The sequence below is a fragment of the Allobosea caraganae genome, assembly GCF_003351345.1.
In the GTDB taxonomy this organism is placed as follows: Bacteria; Pseudomonadota; Alphaproteobacteria; order Rhizobiales; family Beijerinckiaceae; genus Allobosea; species Allobosea caraganae.
The window spans coordinates 20,824-37,503 of record NZ_QQTO01000042.1; the positions used below are offsets into that span (position 1 = coordinate 20,824).

The 16,680-nt window shown below is 63.3% G+C and carries 14 protein-coding genes; 7 read left to right on the forward strand and 7 right to left on the reverse strand.

What is annotated here, in order from left to right; genetic code table 11:
• Nucleotides 1-272 precede the first annotated feature (272 nt).
• Nucleotides 273-2,894 (forward strand): DNA ligase D, encoded by a 2,622-nt coding sequence (gene ligD / locus DWF00_RS28370; RefSeq protein WP_181832775.1) that lies wholly within the window; start codon nucleotides 273-275, stop codon nucleotides 2,892-2,894.
• 74 nt (nucleotides 2,895-2,968) lie between these two features.
• Nucleotides 2,969-3,757, forward strand: a complete 789-nt coding sequence (ku, locus tag DWF00_RS28375) for a non-homologous end joining protein Ku (protein WP_114830933.1) — start codon at nucleotides 2,969-2,971, stop codon at nucleotides 3,755-3,757.
• Here the strand turns inward: ku (DWF00_RS28375) and ku (DWF00_RS28380) are convergent, their stop codons facing one another.
• Nucleotides 3,758-4,597, reverse strand: a complete 840-nt coding sequence (gene ku / locus DWF00_RS28380) for a non-homologous end joining protein Ku (protein ID WP_114830932.1) — start codon at nucleotides 4,595-4,597, stop codon at nucleotides 3,758-3,760.
• A 105-nt stretch (nucleotides 4,598-4,702) separates the two neighbouring features.
• Here ku (DWF00_RS28380) and DWF00_RS28385 point away from each other — a divergent pair, with 105 nt between their 5' ends.
• The gene (locus tag DWF00_RS28385) at nucleotides 4,703-4,990 is read left to right on the forward strand and encodes a hypothetical protein (RefSeq protein ID WP_114830931.1); all 288 of its coding nucleotides are present in this window, start codon (nucleotides 4,703-4,705) and stop codon (nucleotides 4,988-4,990) included.
• A 114-nt stretch (nucleotides 4,991-5,104) separates the two neighbouring features.
• Here the strand turns inward: DWF00_RS28385 and DWF00_RS28390 are convergent, their stop codons facing one another.
• Both DWF00_RS28390 and DWF00_RS29240 read right to left on the reverse strand, forming a co-directional pair.
• Nucleotides 5,105-5,329 carry a hypothetical protein gene (locus DWF00_RS28390; RefSeq protein WP_114830930.1) on the reverse strand — a complete coding sequence of 75 codons (225 nt, stop codon included), beginning with the start codon at nucleotides 5,327-5,329 and terminating at the stop codon, nucleotides 5,105-5,107.
• A gap of 564 nt (nucleotides 5,330-5,893) precedes the next feature.
• Entirely contained in the window at nucleotides 5,894-6,229 is a 336-nt protein-coding gene (locus tag DWF00_RS29240) for a hypothetical protein (protein ID WP_147283753.1), read from the reverse strand.
• 220 nt (nucleotides 6,230-6,449) lie between these two features.
• On the opposite strand from DWF00_RS29240, the gene DWF00_RS28395 reads away from it, so the two are divergent.
• Nucleotides 6,450-7,619 (forward strand): zinc-dependent alcohol dehydrogenase, encoded by a 1,170-nt coding sequence (locus DWF00_RS28395; RefSeq protein ID WP_114830929.1) that lies wholly within the window; start codon nucleotides 6,450-6,452, stop codon nucleotides 7,617-7,619.
• 47 nt (nucleotides 7,620-7,666) lie between these two features.
• Nucleotides 7,667-8,302, forward strand: coding sequence for a hypothetical protein (locus tag DWF00_RS28400; RefSeq protein ID WP_245974377.1), 636 nt, complete (start codon nucleotides 7,667-7,669; stop codon nucleotides 8,300-8,302).
• Nucleotides 8,303-8,944: 642 nt separating this feature from the next.
• Here the strand turns inward: DWF00_RS28400 and DWF00_RS28405 are convergent.
• On the reverse strand, nucleotides 8,945-9,961 hold the full coding sequence (locus DWF00_RS28405) for an NAD(P)/FAD-dependent oxidoreductase (RefSeq protein ID WP_245974379.1): 1,017 nt from the start codon (nucleotides 9,959-9,961) through the stop codon (nucleotides 8,945-8,947).
• A 123-nt stretch (nucleotides 9,962-10,084) separates the two neighbouring features.
• Between DWF00_RS28405 and DWF00_RS28410 the strand changes: the two genes are divergently transcribed.
• Entirely contained in the window at nucleotides 10,085-11,206 is a 1,122-nt protein-coding gene (locus DWF00_RS28410; RefSeq protein ID WP_114830928.1) for an extracellular catalytic domain type 1 short-chain-length polyhydroxyalkanoate depolymerase, read from the forward strand.
• Nucleotides 11,207-11,236: 30 nt separating this feature from the next.
• Here the strand turns inward: DWF00_RS28410 and DWF00_RS29740 are convergent, their stop codons facing one another.
• Both DWF00_RS29740 and DWF00_RS29745 read right to left on the reverse strand, forming a co-directional pair.
• Nucleotides 11,237-11,632 carry a transglutaminase-like domain-containing protein gene (locus DWF00_RS29740; RefSeq protein ID WP_210207912.1) on the reverse strand — a complete coding sequence of 132 codons (396 nt, stop codon included), beginning with the start codon at nucleotides 11,630-11,632 and terminating at the stop codon, nucleotides 11,237-11,239.
• Nucleotides 11,633-11,640: 8 nt separating this feature from the next.
• Nucleotides 11,641-12,024 carry a hypothetical protein gene (locus tag DWF00_RS29745; RefSeq protein WP_210207911.1) on the reverse strand — a complete coding sequence of 128 codons (384 nt, stop codon included), beginning with the start codon at nucleotides 12,022-12,024 and terminating at the stop codon, nucleotides 11,641-11,643.
• A gap of 216 nt (nucleotides 12,025-12,240) precedes the next feature.
• Here DWF00_RS29745 and treY point away from each other — a divergent pair, with 216 nt between their 5' ends.
• The gene (gene treY, locus DWF00_RS28420) at nucleotides 12,241-14,853 is read left to right on the forward strand and encodes a malto-oligosyltrehalose synthase (RefSeq protein WP_114830927.1); all 2,613 of its coding nucleotides are present in this window, start codon (nucleotides 12,241-12,243) and stop codon (nucleotides 14,851-14,853) included.
• On the opposite strand, the gene treZ is transcribed toward treY, so the two are convergent.
• Entirely contained in the window at nucleotides 14,834-16,591 is a 1,758-nt protein-coding gene (treZ, locus tag DWF00_RS28425; RefSeq protein ID WP_114830926.1) for a malto-oligosyltrehalose trehalohydrolase, read from the reverse strand. The genes treY and treZ overlap by 20 nt on opposite strands.
• Nucleotides 16,592-16,680: the final 89 nt, after the last annotated feature.

The window sequence follows — 16,680 nt, forward strand, 5'->3', positions numbered from 1 at the left end:
GCAGCATCGGCTGAATCTTTTCACCGCCGCCTTCTTCACTTTGAAACTCAGCCCTACGTTGCGTGTCGTTATTGTTGTTTGTCATCACGCCCTCTGAGAGTCGTTCGAAGAAATCTAACGTGGTCGACTTCTCCGATGTTCCATTGAACTCATGATTGATGAAGGTCGCGCGCGGGGACGCCCCCAGTCGGTATTCGAGGCGCAAACGATGCTGCTGCGGGATGGAACAGGAAAAATTGCCTGACGTTGATGGATCGCAGAGGGGACGATCAGTGTCAGAAAAGCTGCAATCCTATCGCGCCAAGCGGGATTTCGAGAAGACGAGGGAGCCCAGCGACGACGTCGCCGTGGCGCCGTCGGATCGGTTGCGCTTCGTCATTCAAAAGCATGACGCCACACGGCTGCATTACGACCTGCGCCTCGAACTCGACGGGGTCTTCAAGTCCTGGGCTGTGACGAAGGGCCCCTCGCTCGATCCCGGCGATAAGCGCCTCGCCGTAGAAGTAGAGGACCATCCACTCGCCTACGGCGACTTCGAAGGCACGATCCCAAAGGGAGAATATGGCGGTGGCACCGTCTTGCTCTGGGATCGCGGCTTTTGGGAGCCGGAAGGCAAGCTCAGCCCCCAGCGCCAGCTTGAGAAGGGGGACCTGAAAATCACCCTGCACGGGGACCGACTCCACGGCAGCTTCGTGCTCGTCCGGATGAAGCGCGACCGGGAAGGCGGCAAGCGAACGAATTGGCTCCTGATCAAACACCGCGACGCACACGCGGTCGATGGTGAAGGGGAAGCCATCTTGAAGGCCGACACGTCGATCGCATCGGGCCGGAGCATGTCAGCGATCGCGGCGGGCAAGGGCCGCTCGCCCAAGCCATTTTTGCTTGCGGAGAATGTACTGGCGCCTGATGCGGAATGGGATAGCCGAAAGGGGCTTGCCGCGAAGGAGAGGCGCTCCGCCAAGCCCACTTCGTCGCGAAAGACCGTGGCAGTCAAAATGCCATCATTCATCGAGCCGCAATTCTGTCGGAGCGTGGAGCGCCCGGCGAACGGCAACGACTGGGTGCACGAGATCAAGTTTGATGGCTACCGCATCCAGATGCGGATCGAAGCCGGCAAGGTCACGTTGAAGACGCGCAAGGGGCTAGACTGGTCCTCGAAATTCGCTGCGATCGCTGAGGCTGCCCGAAGCCTGCCGGACGCCATCATCGACGGCGAGATCGTCGCGCTCGACAGCCACGGCTCTCCCGACTTTGCCGCGCTCCAGGCTGCCCTCTCCGAGGGCAAGACTGATGACCTGGTCTTCTTCGCCTTCGACCTGCTCTTTGAGGAGGGGGCCGACCTGCGTGAGCTGGCGCTCCTCAGGCGAAAGGAACAGCTCAAGACCTATCTGGACGAGCACGCCGACGGGGTCGTGTTGCGCTATGTCGCGCACTTCGAGACCGGCGGCGACGCTGTCCTGAAATCGGCCTGCAAGCTGTCCCTGGAAGGTATCGTGTCGAAGGCCGTAGGCGCGCCCTACGTCTCGGGGCGCAGCGACACGTGGACGAAGGCGAAATGCCGTGCCGGCCATGAGGTCGTGATCGGCGGGTGGTCAACCACGGCGGGCAAGTTCCGGTCGCTGCTCGTCGGCGTCAACCGCGGCTCGCATTTCATCTATGTCGGCCGAGTCGGGACCGGCTACGGCGCCTCCAAGGTCGCTTCGCTTTTGCCAAGGCTGAAAGCTGTCGCTGCGCCGAAATCGCCTTTCACCGGGGCGGGCGCTCCGAAGCGCGAGCCGGGCGTGACCTGGTTGAAACCGGAACTCGTCGCCGAGATCGAATTCGCCGGTTGGACGGGCGATGGCATGGTCCGCCAGGCGGCGTTCAAGGGGCTGCGCGAGGACAAGCCGGCGGAAGAAGTCGAAACCGAGCTGCCGGCCGATCCGGCGGAGACCGAAACGCCGGCACCTCGGCCCACTCGCGCTCGCGGGCGCGGGGGCAGAGCCGATGTCATGGGCGTCAGCATCAGCCATCCCGACAAGCCATTATGGCCCGATGCAGAAGACGGCCGGCCTGTCTCCAAACAGGACCTGGCCGAATATTTCGAAGCGGTCGGCGAATGGATGCTGCCGCATATCAAGGGTCGACCTTGCTCCCTCGTTCGCGCGCCCGACGGAATCGGCGGTGAGATGTTCTTTCAGCGCCATGCCGGCATGGGCACATCGAACCTGTTCGAACTCGTCCGCGTCTTCGGCGACAAGAAGCCCTACCTCCAGATCGACCGGATCGAAGCGCTGGCGGCGGCTGCTCAGGTCGGGGGCATCGAGCTCCATCCCTGGAACTGCGCTCCAGGCGATCCGGAGACCCCCGGGCGCCTGGTCTTCGATCTGGATCCAGGACCGGGCGTCAGCTTCGGCGACGTGATCGCCGCGGCGAAGCAGATGCGCGAGAGGCTCGAGGCGCTTGGCCTTGTCACCTTCTGCAAGACCACGGGTGGCAAGGGCCTTCACGTCGTCGCGCCGCTGGCATCCGGCAAACGCGCCTCCGTCGACTGGCCCAAGGCGAAGGATTTCGCGCGCAGGGTCTGTGCTGAATTGGCCAGCGAGGAGCCGACGCGCTACGTGGTCAACATGGCCAAGCGGCTGAGGAACGGCCGCATCTTCCTCGACTATCTGCGCAACGACCGGATGGCGACGGCGGTCGCCCCGCTCTCGCCCAGGGCGCGGCCGGGCGCGCACGCGTCGATGCCATTGACCTGGCCGCAGGTAAAATCTGATCTCGACCCCAGCCGTTACACCGTCAGAACCGTGCCTGGCCTGCTCAAGAAGACCAAGGCCTGGGCAGAGTATGACGCCGCGGCCGGATCGATCGCTGACGCCATCAAGAAGCTGGGCAAGCGCGCCGAGGCTGCGTGACGACTACCGAAAGTCCTCGATAAGGAACGATCGTGCGCGGCGGGGCGTTCTCCGGGACGATTGGGAGATTGACCATGGCGCCGCGGACCTTCTGGAAGGGCTACTTGAAGCTGTCGCTCGTGACCTGTCCCGTGGCGATGATGCCGGCACATTCCGACAGCGATAAAGTCCGCTTCCATACGCTCAACCGCAAGACGGGAAACCGCATCCAGAGTCGGTTCGTCGATGCGGTTACCGGCAAGCCGGTCGCTGACGACGATGAGGTCAAAGGCTATCCGAAGGGCGACGATGAGTACGTCGTTTTGGAGGATGACGAACTCGATTCCGTTGCCTTGGAAAGCACGCGGACGATCGATATCCAGACCTTCGCTCCCCGATCCTCCGTAGGCTGGATCTGGTACGATACCCCCCATTACCTCGTGCCCGATGCCAAGGTAGGGGAGGAGGCCTTTTCGGTGATCCGCGAGGCGATGAAGCGAACCAATACGGTAGGCATCTCCCGTGTCGTACTCTACCGCCGCGAACGCGCCGTGCTGCTGGACGCCCGCGATAATGGCATCATTCTCTGGACTTTGCGGTATGGCGACGAAGTACGGCCGGAGAAGGATTACTTCGGAGGGATCGACAAGGCGGAGCCCGAAGCCGACCTTCGTCCGCTCATGGACAAGCTCATCACGACCCGGACGAAGGACTGGTCGCCTGAGCTTGCGAAGGATCCTGTCCAGGACGAATTGCTCGCGATCATCAAGGCGAAGCAGAAGGGCCGCAAGCCCGCCAAGGCGGCAGCGCGTCAGCCGACCGAGGGCAACGTCGTCAACATCATGGATGCGCTCAAGAAGAGCCTCGAGCCCCGGCGGAAGTGATCAGCTCGCCTTCCTGCGCGGAGCCTGCTTCGCAGAGGAGGGCGCCTTCGCCGACTTCTTGCCATCGCTCGCCTTTGCGCTTTCCCGCAGCGCGTCGAGAAGGCTGACGACCTTGGTGGGCTCGGGCCGCTTCTGCGGCTTGATCTTCCGCCCTTCGACCTTCGCCTGAACCAGCTCGGCCAGCGCACTTTCATAGCGGTCGTCGAATTCCTTGGGATCGAACTCGCCGGCTTTCGTCTTGATGATGTGCTCGGCCAGTTCGAGCATCTCGTCGTCGATCTTCACGGCGGGCACATCGCTGAAGGCGTCCTCTGCCGAGCGAACCTCGTAATCGAAGTTCAATGTCGTAGCGAGGAGGCCGTCGCCGTGAGGCCTGATCAGGATCGACCGCATCCGGCGGAAGATCACTGTCCTGGCGAGCGCGGCCGATTTTCGGCCCTTCATGCCCTCCCGGATCAGCGCAAAGGCCTCAGAGGCGACAGCGGTGCTCGGCGAAACGTAATATGGCTTGTCGAAGAAGATATCGTCGATCTCGTCGCAGGGCAGAAACGTCTCGACGGTGAGGGTCTTGTCGCTTTCGGGGATGGCGGCTGCGATCTCCTCCGGCTCAAGTATGACGTAAACCCCATCGCCCTTGTCGTAGCCCTTGACCTGATCCTCGTTCTCCACGGGCTTTCCCGAGACTTCGTCGATGAATTGGCGGTGGACACGGTTTCCGGTCTTGCGGTTCAGCGTGTGGAACGAGATCCGCTCGGACGTCGAGGCCGCCGTATAGAGCGACACCGGACAGGTGACCTCGGCGATCTTGAGAACGCCTTTCCAGACAGCGCGTGGAGCCATGGCCGTTCCCCAGGAACACATCGATGAATCGACACGAGCGAGGAACTAGCTGGTGACGATGATGGTTCCCCACGCGAGCGTGAGCCCTGGGAAAGAGACAACTCGATGTCCAACCAAGATGTCGTCATCGCCATGGCGCTGAACGCGGGCCTGCGTCGGCTCCTTGTCGCGGCGTTTGTCCACCAGAGAGAAAAAGCGCCCGGCGATCCGCAGATGCGCGAGCTTCGTGAAGCCTTCAAGCGCGAAATTGCCCGCCTCATGGTGCGCGGCGCGGCGGAAAACGGAGAGGATATCGAGCTAACGACGGCCGTCAGGAAAAGCCTGCAACTCTTCGTAGACGCCGCTTACCGTGAGGCTGCGGAAGAGCGAGTTGCGGCGGCGCCGTTGCAGTGATCAGTAATGCCCCGTGCGGCGAAAGCCTTCCAGGGAAGCATGTCGCCCCGACGCGCAGTATGAAATCTGCGAAACGATTAGCTCGCGGCAAACGCCGGGAGCTTGCTCCGAGCATTAATTCTGTGGGCTTCCTGGCAACCCGGCAAAATCGTCGTCGGCGCGCTCAAGCATTCCGCTGGCAGCGTCGCCGAGCTCGGTCGGGGGCGTTACATCTTCCTGGAGGTGCCACTCAACGAAATCACGAGGCTGGCCGCACAGTTCAGCCAGCGCGGCGATCCAGTCACGGCCTTGAAACTTCTGAGCCATCTCGACTGCAATTTGTCTGCCGGTCAGTGCCATGGCGTCCCTCGCTAATTGATCAGGAGCAAATTGAAATCTCGACGCTTGCCTCTTGGACCGCCCGCTCAGGGGCAGCGGGAGATGCTCAGCCCGGTCTCCACAACCTCGAACGTGCAGTCGTCGACGAATTTTACCGGGCGTCCGTCGTCGAGCGTGTAGGCGGTCTCGCTGAGGCCGGGATACGGTCGCCAGACGATGACCGTGTAGCGGTGCCGCCCCCATCCTCGCACGCTTCGCGATAGAGTTCCTGCGGATGGGTCGAACCCTCTCGCGTGAGGGATGGCATCGTTGCCTTACGATGACGTTCTGATTTGGTTCAAATGCGATCGATGCCACAGCGCCTCGCCGCGGCCGGACATCTGGGCCAACGGTCGAAAAAATTCCTGAGGATTCGCTTTTCACAATCGGTGCGGCAAAGTCACGCCTTCTAGGCGCACTGTTTCAAAAACGCGCAGGGATGGATCTCTTGCGCCCTACCCTAGAGCGGCCTTTCCATGAAAATCATCCAGATTGCCACCCCGCATCCGATACCGAGCAGGATGAAAACCCCCGCGGCTTCCATTGTCAGCGCTGCGTTTCCGGATCCCTCTCCCGGCCGTGTCCGCCCTCTGGCGAGGCCTCACCGTCTTTGGAAAGAACGACCGAATTGGCACTGACCAACCCGCAGGGGTTCGGCTTGGCTCGCGACTTGGCATACTGGCCTTCGGCATCGTGCTTGATCGCGGCAGCGCCTTCGGTGTCGTCCGCACTGAAAGGCGCATGTGGACCGGTCGGATGGCCGGAATGCGGACTCGGACCGGGTCTGCGCTCGTTCTGATTGCCCGGTTGTCCCGGCCGCCGTGCTGTTTCGTAACTGGCCGGGGAACTGCTTACGGGCGAGATCTTTGATTTGTCAGACATGATATTTCCTCCATCTACGCCAACTGGAAAAGCTTACGACTGTTCCTGCGGCGTATTGGCTCGCGGTTTCCCGAGATAAAAGTCGACCGATATCTATAAGGTTCGTCGGAATATTCGTCCGCTTCTGCCGGAACCCTTGCCTTCGCAGCCTGTTTGGCTCTTGGGGCATGGTGGTCGGTATTCGGTTGCCCGACCTGATCTAAAAAGAAGAGGCGACCCAATGCGCGCATTATGCTGGCACGGCAAAGGAGATGTCCGCGTCGATACGGTGCCGGATCCGAGGATCGAGCACCCTCGCGATGCGGTCATCAAGATCACCTGCTGCGCCATCTGCGGCTCGGATCTTCACCTTCTCGACGGCTATCAGCCGACGATGGAGAGCGGCGATATCCTGGGTCACGAAAACATGGGCGAGGTGATCGAGCTCGGCTCTGAGGTGACCAACCTGAAGATTGGCGACCGGGTCGTCGTTCCTTTCACCATCAGTTGCGGCGACTGCTGGTTCTGCCGCCAAGGCATGTTTTCCGCCTGCGATCGCACCAACCCCAACGCGAAGATGGCGGCCGAGGCGATGGGCCAATCACCGGCCGGCCTGTTCGGCTTCAGTCACATGATGGGCGGCTATAGCGGTGGGCAGGCGGAATACCTGCGCGTGCCCATGGCGGATATCGGCCCGATCAAAGTCCCCGACAATGTCTCGGACGAGCAGGCGCTCTTCCTCTCCGACATTTTCCCCACCGGTTACATGGCTGCCGAGAACGCTCAGATTCAGAATGGCGATACCGTCGCGATCTGGGGTTGCGGGCCGGTGGGCCAGTTCGCGATCCGCTCGGCCTTCATGCTGGGCGCAGGCCGGGTGATCGCGATCGACGAGGTGCCAGAGCGATTGGCGATGGCCGAGGCTGGCGGCGCCGAGACGATCAACTTTTCGAAACTCGACGTCTACGACGAACTCATGGTTTGGACGAAGGGCCGCGGCCCCGACAGTTGCATCGACGCCGTCGGCTGCGAAGCGTCTGGTCACGGTGCGGCGGACGCCATCCTGGACAAGGTCAAGGCCGCGACGTTTCTCGCGACCGATCGCGTCCACGTTCTCCGAGAGGCGATCATGTGCTGCCGGAAAGGTGGAACGATTTCCATCCCGGGCGTCTATGTCGGGATGGGCGACAAGATCCCGATCGGCGCGGCGATGAACAAGGGCCTGACCTTCAAGATGGGCCAGACCCACGTTCAGGCCTATACCAAGCCACTGCTGGCCAAGATCGAGGCCGGAGAGATCGATCCGAGCTTCGTGATCACCCATCCGGCGAGCCTTGAGGACGCGCCTGAGATGTACAAAAAATTCCGCGACAAGGAGGACGGCGTGATCAAGGTCATCCTGCGACCGTGACCGCCGGGAGCGGAAGAGATTGAAGCCAGCTCAACGGGGAGCATGCCATGAGGGACGGACACGGAAATCGACTTCCACCCGAGCAGGAGGCGGAGATCAGGGAGGGAGTTCGGCCCGATACGGACGCTCTCGATATGGCCTCGATGCCCGCGGTGGTGACGAAGATCGCGCAGGAACATGGTGTTGCTGTCGATGCCGTAGAGGCCGCGCTGGCAGCGCTTCGTCGGGGAAGCGGATCGATGGCGCAGTTCTCTCATCCCGACTTTGGGGGCATGGCACAATGGTCGGCCGGCGGAATGAGCATGGTCGGCGACATGTTCAACGCCGCAACGAAAGCCAAGCTGGACGGCGTTCTCCAGGACCTTGCGGACGCGCTTCGGCGAGGCGACCTTCCGATGGAGGTGCTGACGACCGCCGAGGGCGCCGACAAGCTGACCGGCACCGATGATTGGCCTGTGGAGTTTGGCCCCTCGGCAGCCGCCGGCAGCCAGAACGACATGCGCTATGCATTCTTCCCGAGCGCACGCCGCCTGGTGATCGAGGATCGAGGGAAGAGGACAATCTACGATACGGGCGAGCACATGATTACGGGTGTCTCGCAGCAGCAAAGCTCCGATCGAACGCTGGCATTCCGGAGCCAGCTTGGCGCTGTGACAATCGCAGATCTCCAAGTCGTGGCGTAGCCGCGGCGAAGAATCCTGAGGCGGCTGGTTCAGCGCCCGCAAAGCGCCCGACCGGGCGGAGAAGAAGCCAGTCCCGTCGCTTGTGAATTAGCCTCTGAAGTGACCGGAAAAGCAAAAATGGCAGTGGTTGTTCACATTGCGGGCATGACCGTCGGACACCAGACCGCAAGGGGACGCGCTCAAAGCGCCGTGGCCGTACCCGTGTCCTGAAATCGCGGCTGCGGATCCCGCCTTTGGCCATCGCGATTTTCTCCTCCGTATCGCATCAGCTTGCACGGCAATCAGGAACCGCCTCCAACAGCTCCGGAAGCGATGATGGTGCCTGCCCGCATGACGTCGCGGCGATTTCGCGAAAGTCTCGTGCGCTTAGGTCTGGGCGTTGACGACTGGGCTCGCATTACTGGTGTAGGGCGGCGGCGCATTCTTCGCTGGTGGCACGACGAAGAGCGAATTCCCGCTTGGGTGCCCGTGCTCAGTGCCGCACTGTCGGTTCGTGAAGCGAGAGACTGCGTCCTCGCGGGTTTGGAAGCGCGAGAGGTTTCGTCCCCAATGGCGCGTGGGTGCCGCGCCGATTATCTTCCATAAAGCCCGGGCCGGACACTGAGATGCGTCAGATCAAGGCAAGGTCGGCTCGATATTTTTCTAACGAAACCTTGGACAGGACGAAGCCAGGTCATTCCGGATCGTGGTAGCGGCGACGCCAGCCTCACCCATCGCGTGGCTGATCTGATCCAGCCCGATCACGACGTCGCCGGCAGCGTACAGCCCGGCCACGCTGGTGCGTTGGTGACTGTCCACCTTGATGCAGCCTTCTTCGGTCACTGCCGCTCCCAGCGCCGTCGCGAGCTCCGAGTGGATAACCGACCCGAGCGCGGGATAGACAGCCTCGAAACAAAGCCGTCCAGCCGCGGTCGACAAGCTCAAGCCATTCGCTTCCAGCGCGAATTGCTCGGCCGGGCCCCCGATGACGCGGACGCCGATGCTTGCGAGACGCTTGGCGACCGGCTCCGCGAGGCCATCGCGCCCGTCGAGGATGAGACTGATGCGGTCCGTGAACGACCTCAGAAATTCGCATTCCTTCGCTGCGCGAGCATCGGAGCCAATCACCGCGACGTGCTGGCCCGTGACTTCATAGCCATCGCAAACTGGGCAATAGCGCAGGCGTCCCGATTGGAGCGCTTCGGCATGAAGCGCCTCATCGATCGGAGGCCGCCGGTTGGTGACTCCGGTGGCGATCAGAACCGCGCGCGCGTCGAGCGCGATGTCCTGCCCTTGAGCGAAGAACCCGGCGCCATGACGATCCAATTGTCGAACCCGGCCATCGATGATGCACGCGCCATACTTGATTGCCTGCATGCGCATGCGCCCCAAGAGGTCGCGACCCGAAATTCCAGCAGGGAAGCCCGCGTGATTGCGGGTGCAGGCTATTTGCAGGGCCCGGCTACTGCCCTCGTCTATCACGGCGACGCTCAAATGAAAGCGCGCGAGGTAGATCGCCGCCGTCAGGCCGGCAGGTCCCCCGCCAATCACGAGGCAATCGAGCTGATCAGACATGAGGATCCAATCGATAGTCGTTTGAAAGAGGAGCGACGCAAAGCGGTAACCTGGACAACGCCCGAAATCGAAGATCGCCGCATTTCCGCGGTGTTCGAAGTGCACGCCTGCTTCAGCGCTGTCTGTGAGCTAGGATGGCCCATTTATTGTGCGTTGCAACATAATCGGATCGCAGCAGTTGGGGTCTTGTCAGCGCCATCTCGGCATGACCCGCAAAGGACAGCCGCGATGCGCAATATCTCCGACACGATCGCACGCCTGAAATCAGCCCAAGGTATCGCCTACGCGCGGGGTCCGGCGCCGGCTTCGCGCTTGTCTGAACTCGGCGAATTCGGGACCAATCCCGGCTCGCTTCGGGCCTACAGCTATATTCCGGAGGATTTGCCGGGACATGCGCCCCTGGTCGTCGTCCTGCACGGCTGTACGCAAACGGCGGCCGGGTACGACCACGGCTCGGGCTGGTCGCAGCTCGCCGACCGGCACGGCTTCGCGCTGCTCTATCCCGAGCAGCAGCGCGCAAACAACCCAAACCTTTGCTTCAACTGGTTCGTGCCCGAGGACATCGGACGCAATGCCGGCGAGGCGCTGTCGATCGCCCAGATGGTGGGCAGAATGGTCGAGCTCCACGGCCTTGACCGGAGGCGGGTCTTCGTCACCGGGCTTTCTGCCGGCGGTGCCATGACCTCGGTTATGCTCGCCACCTATCCGGAACTTTTCGCTGGCGGCGCGATCCTCGCTGGACTCCCTTATGGATGCGCGACGTCGATCCCCGAAGCATTTGACCGCATGCGTGGGCATGGGATCCCGTCAGAGCGCGAGCTCGAGGCACGGGTACGCGGGGCTTCGGGCCACCAAGGGCCTTGGCCCACGCTTTCGATTTGGCATCGCAGTGCCGATCAGACCGTTGCGCACGCCAACATGGAGGCTATCGTCGCCCAATGGCGCGGCGTGCACGGGATGCAGCACACCAAGCCTGAGCAGAATGCCATCGGCCCGCACACCCGGGGGGTGTGGCGTGACGGGGCCGGCGCCGCACGGATCGAGGCGTTCAGCGTTGCGGGCATGGGGCACGGCACGCCGCTCAGCGGTGCGGACGATATCGGCGCTCCCGGAGCTTTCATGCTCGACGCGGGAATCTCGTCCACCCGCCATATCGCCCGCTTCTGGCAACTGACCGAGACCGGATCGGAACTCTCGCTGCCCAGCCATGCCGAGAGGGCGACCCCCGAACCCGGCTCCGAACGGCTCGGGGGCAGGCGCGCCGCAGCCTTCACGCCGGGGCGAGGCCCCGCCTTAGGCGTCGGAAAGGTGATCGAGGATGCGCTGCGGGCGGCGGGCCTGATGCGATAGCGGGAGCGCCAGCGACGGCATGGCTGACGCTCAGTCCGCCATGTCGCCGCGCGACACCTGCACGCTCTGCGACACAACAGTGCAGGCCTTGTCCGTGGTCAGGAAGGCCGTGTCGGAGGCGTCGCGACCGTGGGCGATCCGAATGATGCCTTCGATGGGGGCAAACCGCGTCGGATCGACGAGCCACCAGGCGTTCTCCAGGTAGACCTCCATGACGGCGTGGAAGTCTGGCGGCTGCACATCGAGGGAGTACGCGCTGACGGCCCGTGCCGGGATCGACAGCGCGCGGCAAAAGGTGATGCCGAGATGTGTGAAGTCGCGGCAGACGCCGGCCCTCACCGTGAAGGTGTGCGCCGCCGTTGATTCCGGCGTGCTGACGCCTGCAACATAGTCGACCTCGGCGGCGATCCAATCGAGAATGGCCATCCCCCGGCTCACATCATCACCCGCCTGGCCAAACTCGCGCTAGGCAAAGCGCTGAAAGCTGTCGCTCGGACAGAACCGGCTGGGCAAGAGATGGGGAAGCGCGTCGGCCGGCAGCTCGTTCCAAAGATGCTGCCGACCGGACGTCGGCAGCAGCTTCGCCTGCCGTTGTCGACCGTTGCGGTATAGGTGATCGAGGTCTGGCTCGACGGGCAGGCCCGGAAGCGGCGGTCCCCAAACGAATCCTCGTCTTCGATCAACTGTGCGTCGGGACCCAGCACCAGCTCGTCCGACAGAATGGTTTGATCGCCGGATCGTGAGGCTTGAAGGAGTCCGATGACCTGCGTCGGCGCAGTGAAGTTGTAGACGAGCTCGGCCGATGCAGTGAGCTTCATGGTGATCTCCGATGTTCCCGGCGATCCAACCGAGGCACCAGTATTTCGTTCCCCATTAATCTGACTTCAGCCCAGCCTTCGCCGCATCACATCGGCAGCTTGGCGCAAATCCATTCGCCGAGAACGCTTCCCGAAGGAACGCCGACCTCATTCAGCCGTTGGCGGAAAGGACGCTGCTTGCCCTCAAGCTGGTGCCGCTGATTTCACGGAAAGCAAATGGCACGAGCAACCGCCGGACCGAGCCGCACGCACTCGCATATTCTGTCGACCTACCGCCTCCAGTTTCACAAGGGCTTTCCCTTCAGCGCCGGTGCCCGTCTGGCCGGCTATCTCGCGGGTTTGGGGATAAGCCATGTCTACGCATCGCCGATCCTGGAGGCGAGGCCGGGGTCGCAGCACGGCTATGATGTGGTCAGCTACGATCGCATCAATCCCGAGCTTGGCGGGGAAGAGGGCTTCCGGGCCATGGCCCGCGCCTTCGCGGATTGCGGGCTCGGCATCATCCTCGACATCGTGCCCAATCACATGGCGGTCGGCGGCGATGGCAACGCGCTCTGGCTCGACCTGCTGAAGCACGGTCCGGCCAGCTCCCATGCGGATTGGTTCGACGTCGATTTCGACAGCAAGGACCCGCTCCTGACCGGCAAGGTCCACGCCCCGTTCCTCGGCGCTCCCTATCGCGAGGCGCTGTCGGCGGGAAAGATCGAGCTGGTCGAGGATGCCGCGCGAGGCGGCTACGCGCTGCGCGCGGGCGAGCATCTCTTTCCGGTCCGGCCGGAGGATGATGAGGAGGTTCGCCGGCGAGGGATCGCCGCCTACGGCGATCTCGCCCTGCTGGATGGATTGGCGCGGCGGCAGAACTACCGGCTGGATTGGTGGCGGAGCGCCAGCGACCGGCTGAACTGGCGGCGCTTCTTCGAGGTCACCGAGCTCGCCGGGATTCGGATGGAGAATCCTGCTGCCTTCGACGCCGCGCACCGGATCGCCTTCGAACTCTATGCCGATGGACTGATCGACGGCCTGCGTGTCGACCATGTCGACGGTCTGGCCGATCCTGCGGCCTATTGCCGGCAGTTGCGGGATCGCCTGTCCGACCTCGCTTCACGTAGCCCCGAACGCGCCTATCGGGGCCCAGCCTGGATCATCGTCGAGAAGATATTGGCTCCCGGCGAAGAGCTCCCGATCGGCTGGGGCGTCGACGGGACGACCGGCTATGATTTCATGGATCAGGTCTCGGCCTTGCAGCATGACGGCGCCTCGGAACGGGAACTCGCGGCCCACTGGTCGCTCGTCAGCGCGAGATCTCCCGATTTCGCCGACGAGGAGCATGCGGCCCGCCGGGAGGTTCTGGAGAAGGGCTTCGAGGGCCAGCGCGAATACCTGGTCGACCGGCTGTTGCTGCTCGCCGAGCAGGCGGAGCGTATCGAGGATATCCCTCGAGGCGCAATGCGCCGCGCGGTCATCGCCCTCATTGGCAACCTGCGCACCTATCGGACCTACGTGACGGGGCGGAGCGCTGCGGAGGAGCCGGGTCCGTTCTTCGACGACGCGTTGAAAGCCGCCCGGCTCGAGCCGCTGGCGGATTTGCTCGCCCTCGACTTCATCCAGAGCGTCATGCGGGGAACCGATGCCGCCCTCGATCGCGACGGCAGGGCAGACGCAATCCGCCGCTTCAATCAACTGAGTTCACCGCTGGCGGCGCGCGCAGTCGAGGACACGACTTTCTATCGCTATGGGCGTTTGCTCTCGCGCAACGATGTCGGGTTCGATGCGGGCAGCCTGACGATGACGGCCCAGCGCTTTCACGATCTCATGTCTGGCCGGGCCACCGCGCAGCCGCGCTCGATGTTGGCGCTGGCGACGCACGACCATAAGCGCGGTCCCGATGCGCGCGCCCGATTAGCGGTGCTCAGCGAAATCCCGACCGAATGGCGCGCGATCTCCGATCTCTGGTTCGATCTCAACGGCTCCGTCCGGCCCGCGGGTCTGCACGCAGGCGACGAGTATTTCTTCTACCAGATGCTCGTGGGCGCCTGGCCGCTCGAAGACCTATCAGCCGATGGGCAAGGCGAGTTCGCCGATAGAATGCTGGCGTGGTGGATCAAATCGCTGCGGGAAGCGAAACTGCGGACGAACTGGACGGCGCCCAATGAATCCTACGAGCGCCTCGCCGAGGCGTTTGCCCGCTCGCTGCTCGACCGCTCGATATCTGCGCCCTTCCTCGCTTCCATCGGCGGCTTCGTCGATCGCATCGCCGCCGCGGGCGCCGTGAACGGATTGGCTCAGCTCGTCCTGCAATGTACCGCTCCGGGCATTCCCGACACCTACCAGGGCGCGGAGTTCTGGGACTTCAGCGGCGTCGACCCCGACAACCGGCGGCCGGTCGATTTCGAGGCGCGCAAAGCGGCTCGGTCATCGGCGGACGAAATACCAGTCCTCGCGGCCTCCTGGCGGGACGGACGGCTCAAGCAGGCCATTCTTTCGGCGCTCCTTAGGACACGCCAAGAACTGCCGGAGCTTTTCCTGAGCGGAAGCTACATCCCGCTCGAAATCACCGGCCATCGTCGCGATTGCCTGATCGCCTTAGCTCGACGGCATGGCGACCGCGCTCTGGTCTGCGTCGTACCGATCCGTGCCCATGCCGTCCTGGGCCACGGCTCGCTTGCTCCGGCGGCCGAGTGGTGGGGCGACACCGCCGTGTGCCTGCCACCGTCGAAGGGAGGTTGGGCGCCTTTATGGGGCACGGCGCCTGCAAGCGACCTGCTGCATCTCCGCATGGCGATGCCGGAGATTCCGAGTTGGGTCGCGCTCAGCCGGCCGCTGCGATGAACGCCGCGGCGCTGTAGCCCGGCAGAAGTTCGTCTCTGAAGGATTGTCCGACGCCGGACCCTGTCGCGTGGATCAGCGTACCCGAAAGCTGCGGCGACGGGACCTCCACTTCCCCCAGATTGATCGCGAGCGACAGTTGCGATCCGTCGGCCAACCTCCATCTGGCGAGCAGGGCGGCCTCCCCCAACGGCTCGGCCCCGAGCGCCCGCGCGCCTTCGAGGCGTGGAACGAGATGCTCGAGGCGGAGCGCCAGCAGCTTCTTGAACAGGGCGCGCCAGGCGTCGCCATCTGCGGCCGGCTGGGGAATGCTCGTCTTGAAGGTCCTGCGGGAATTCGGATTGGGCACGGCTTCGAGCGTGACGCCGTCCGCGACGACCGGGTCCTGGGCAAATTCCCTGTTGCGTCCTTCCCGCACCGCTTCGGCGAGTTCGTCGTGATAGTCTGTGAAATAGAGGAACGGCGTCGTGCTGCCTTGCTCCTCGCCCATGAAGATCAGCGGGATCTGCGGGCCGAGGAGGAGCAGGACGATCGCAGCCCGGATCGCATCGGGGCGGGCCAAAGTGGTCAGCCGGTCGCCGCGTGCCCTGTTGCCGACCTGATCGTGATTTTGCAGGAAGCTGACGAAGGCCGTCATCGGCAGGTCGGCGCTCGGCTTGCCGCGAGGGCGGCCCAGCGAAGCTGAAATCTCGCCCTGATAGGCGAAGCCTTCGGCCAAGACGCGCGCGAGCTGATCGATCGGGCGCTCGGCGAAATCCTGGTAGTAGGAGTGGGTCTCGCCGGTCAGGATGACGTGTAGCGCATTGTGGAAATCATCGTTCCACTGGGCTGTGACGTTGCGCGACGCCAGCAAGGCCGCGTCGTTGTCCTCGTTCTCGAGGATGAGATGGATGATGCGCTCGGGCTCCAGCGCTGCCCGGATATTTCGGGTCGCGGATTCCATGAAATCATCCGAGGCGATCGCGTGAACCGCATCGAACCTCAGGCCGTCGAAGCGATATTCCTCGAGCCAGTAGATGGCGTTGCGAATGAAGAAATCGCGGACCTCCGTCCGGCGGAAATCGATGGCCTCGCCCCACGGCGTCTGGATGTCGCTGCGAAAGGCCTCGGGCGCGAAGGCGCGAATATAGGCCCCGTCGGGACCGAAATGGTTGTAGACGACATCGAGAAAGACATTCAGCCCGAGCCCGTGAGCCGCGTCGATCAGCTCCTTGAGCTCGTCGGGCGTGCCATAGGCCTCCGCCGGCGCGAAGATCTGCACACCATCGTAGCCCCAGTTCCGCTTGCCGGAGAAATCGGCGATCGGCATTAGTTGTAGGGCGGTGATGCCAAGCTCGGCGAGGTCCGCCAACATGGCCGTCAGCGCCTTGAACCCGCCCAGAATCCCGGCATGGGCCTCGTAGATCACGGTCTCGTTCCAGGGGCGCCCTCGCCATGCGTTGCGCCATTGATAGCCATGCGGATCGACGACGACGCTGAAGCCGTGGACATCGGCGCTTTGGGCGCGCGCGGCCGGATCGGTTGCGAGCGTTCCATCGGGGAATTTGTAGCGATAGCGCGTCCCCGCCCCGACAGGCTCGACGGCCTCGAACCAGCCGTCCGCGGCGGGCCGCATCTCTACGAGTTTTTGACCGGCAATCTCAAGTTGGAGCGCATCCAAACCAGGCGCCCAAACCCGGAACCTCGTCTCGTCCCGCGAGAGTTGCGCGCCGAAGTCGAAGTCGAACCCATATGTAGCCATCTTGGACCCCTGGACGCGAAGATCGGCCAGCCCCGAAGCGGATCGAGGCTGACCGATGCGATGGGCTTCTATGCAATCAAGCTGAGCAA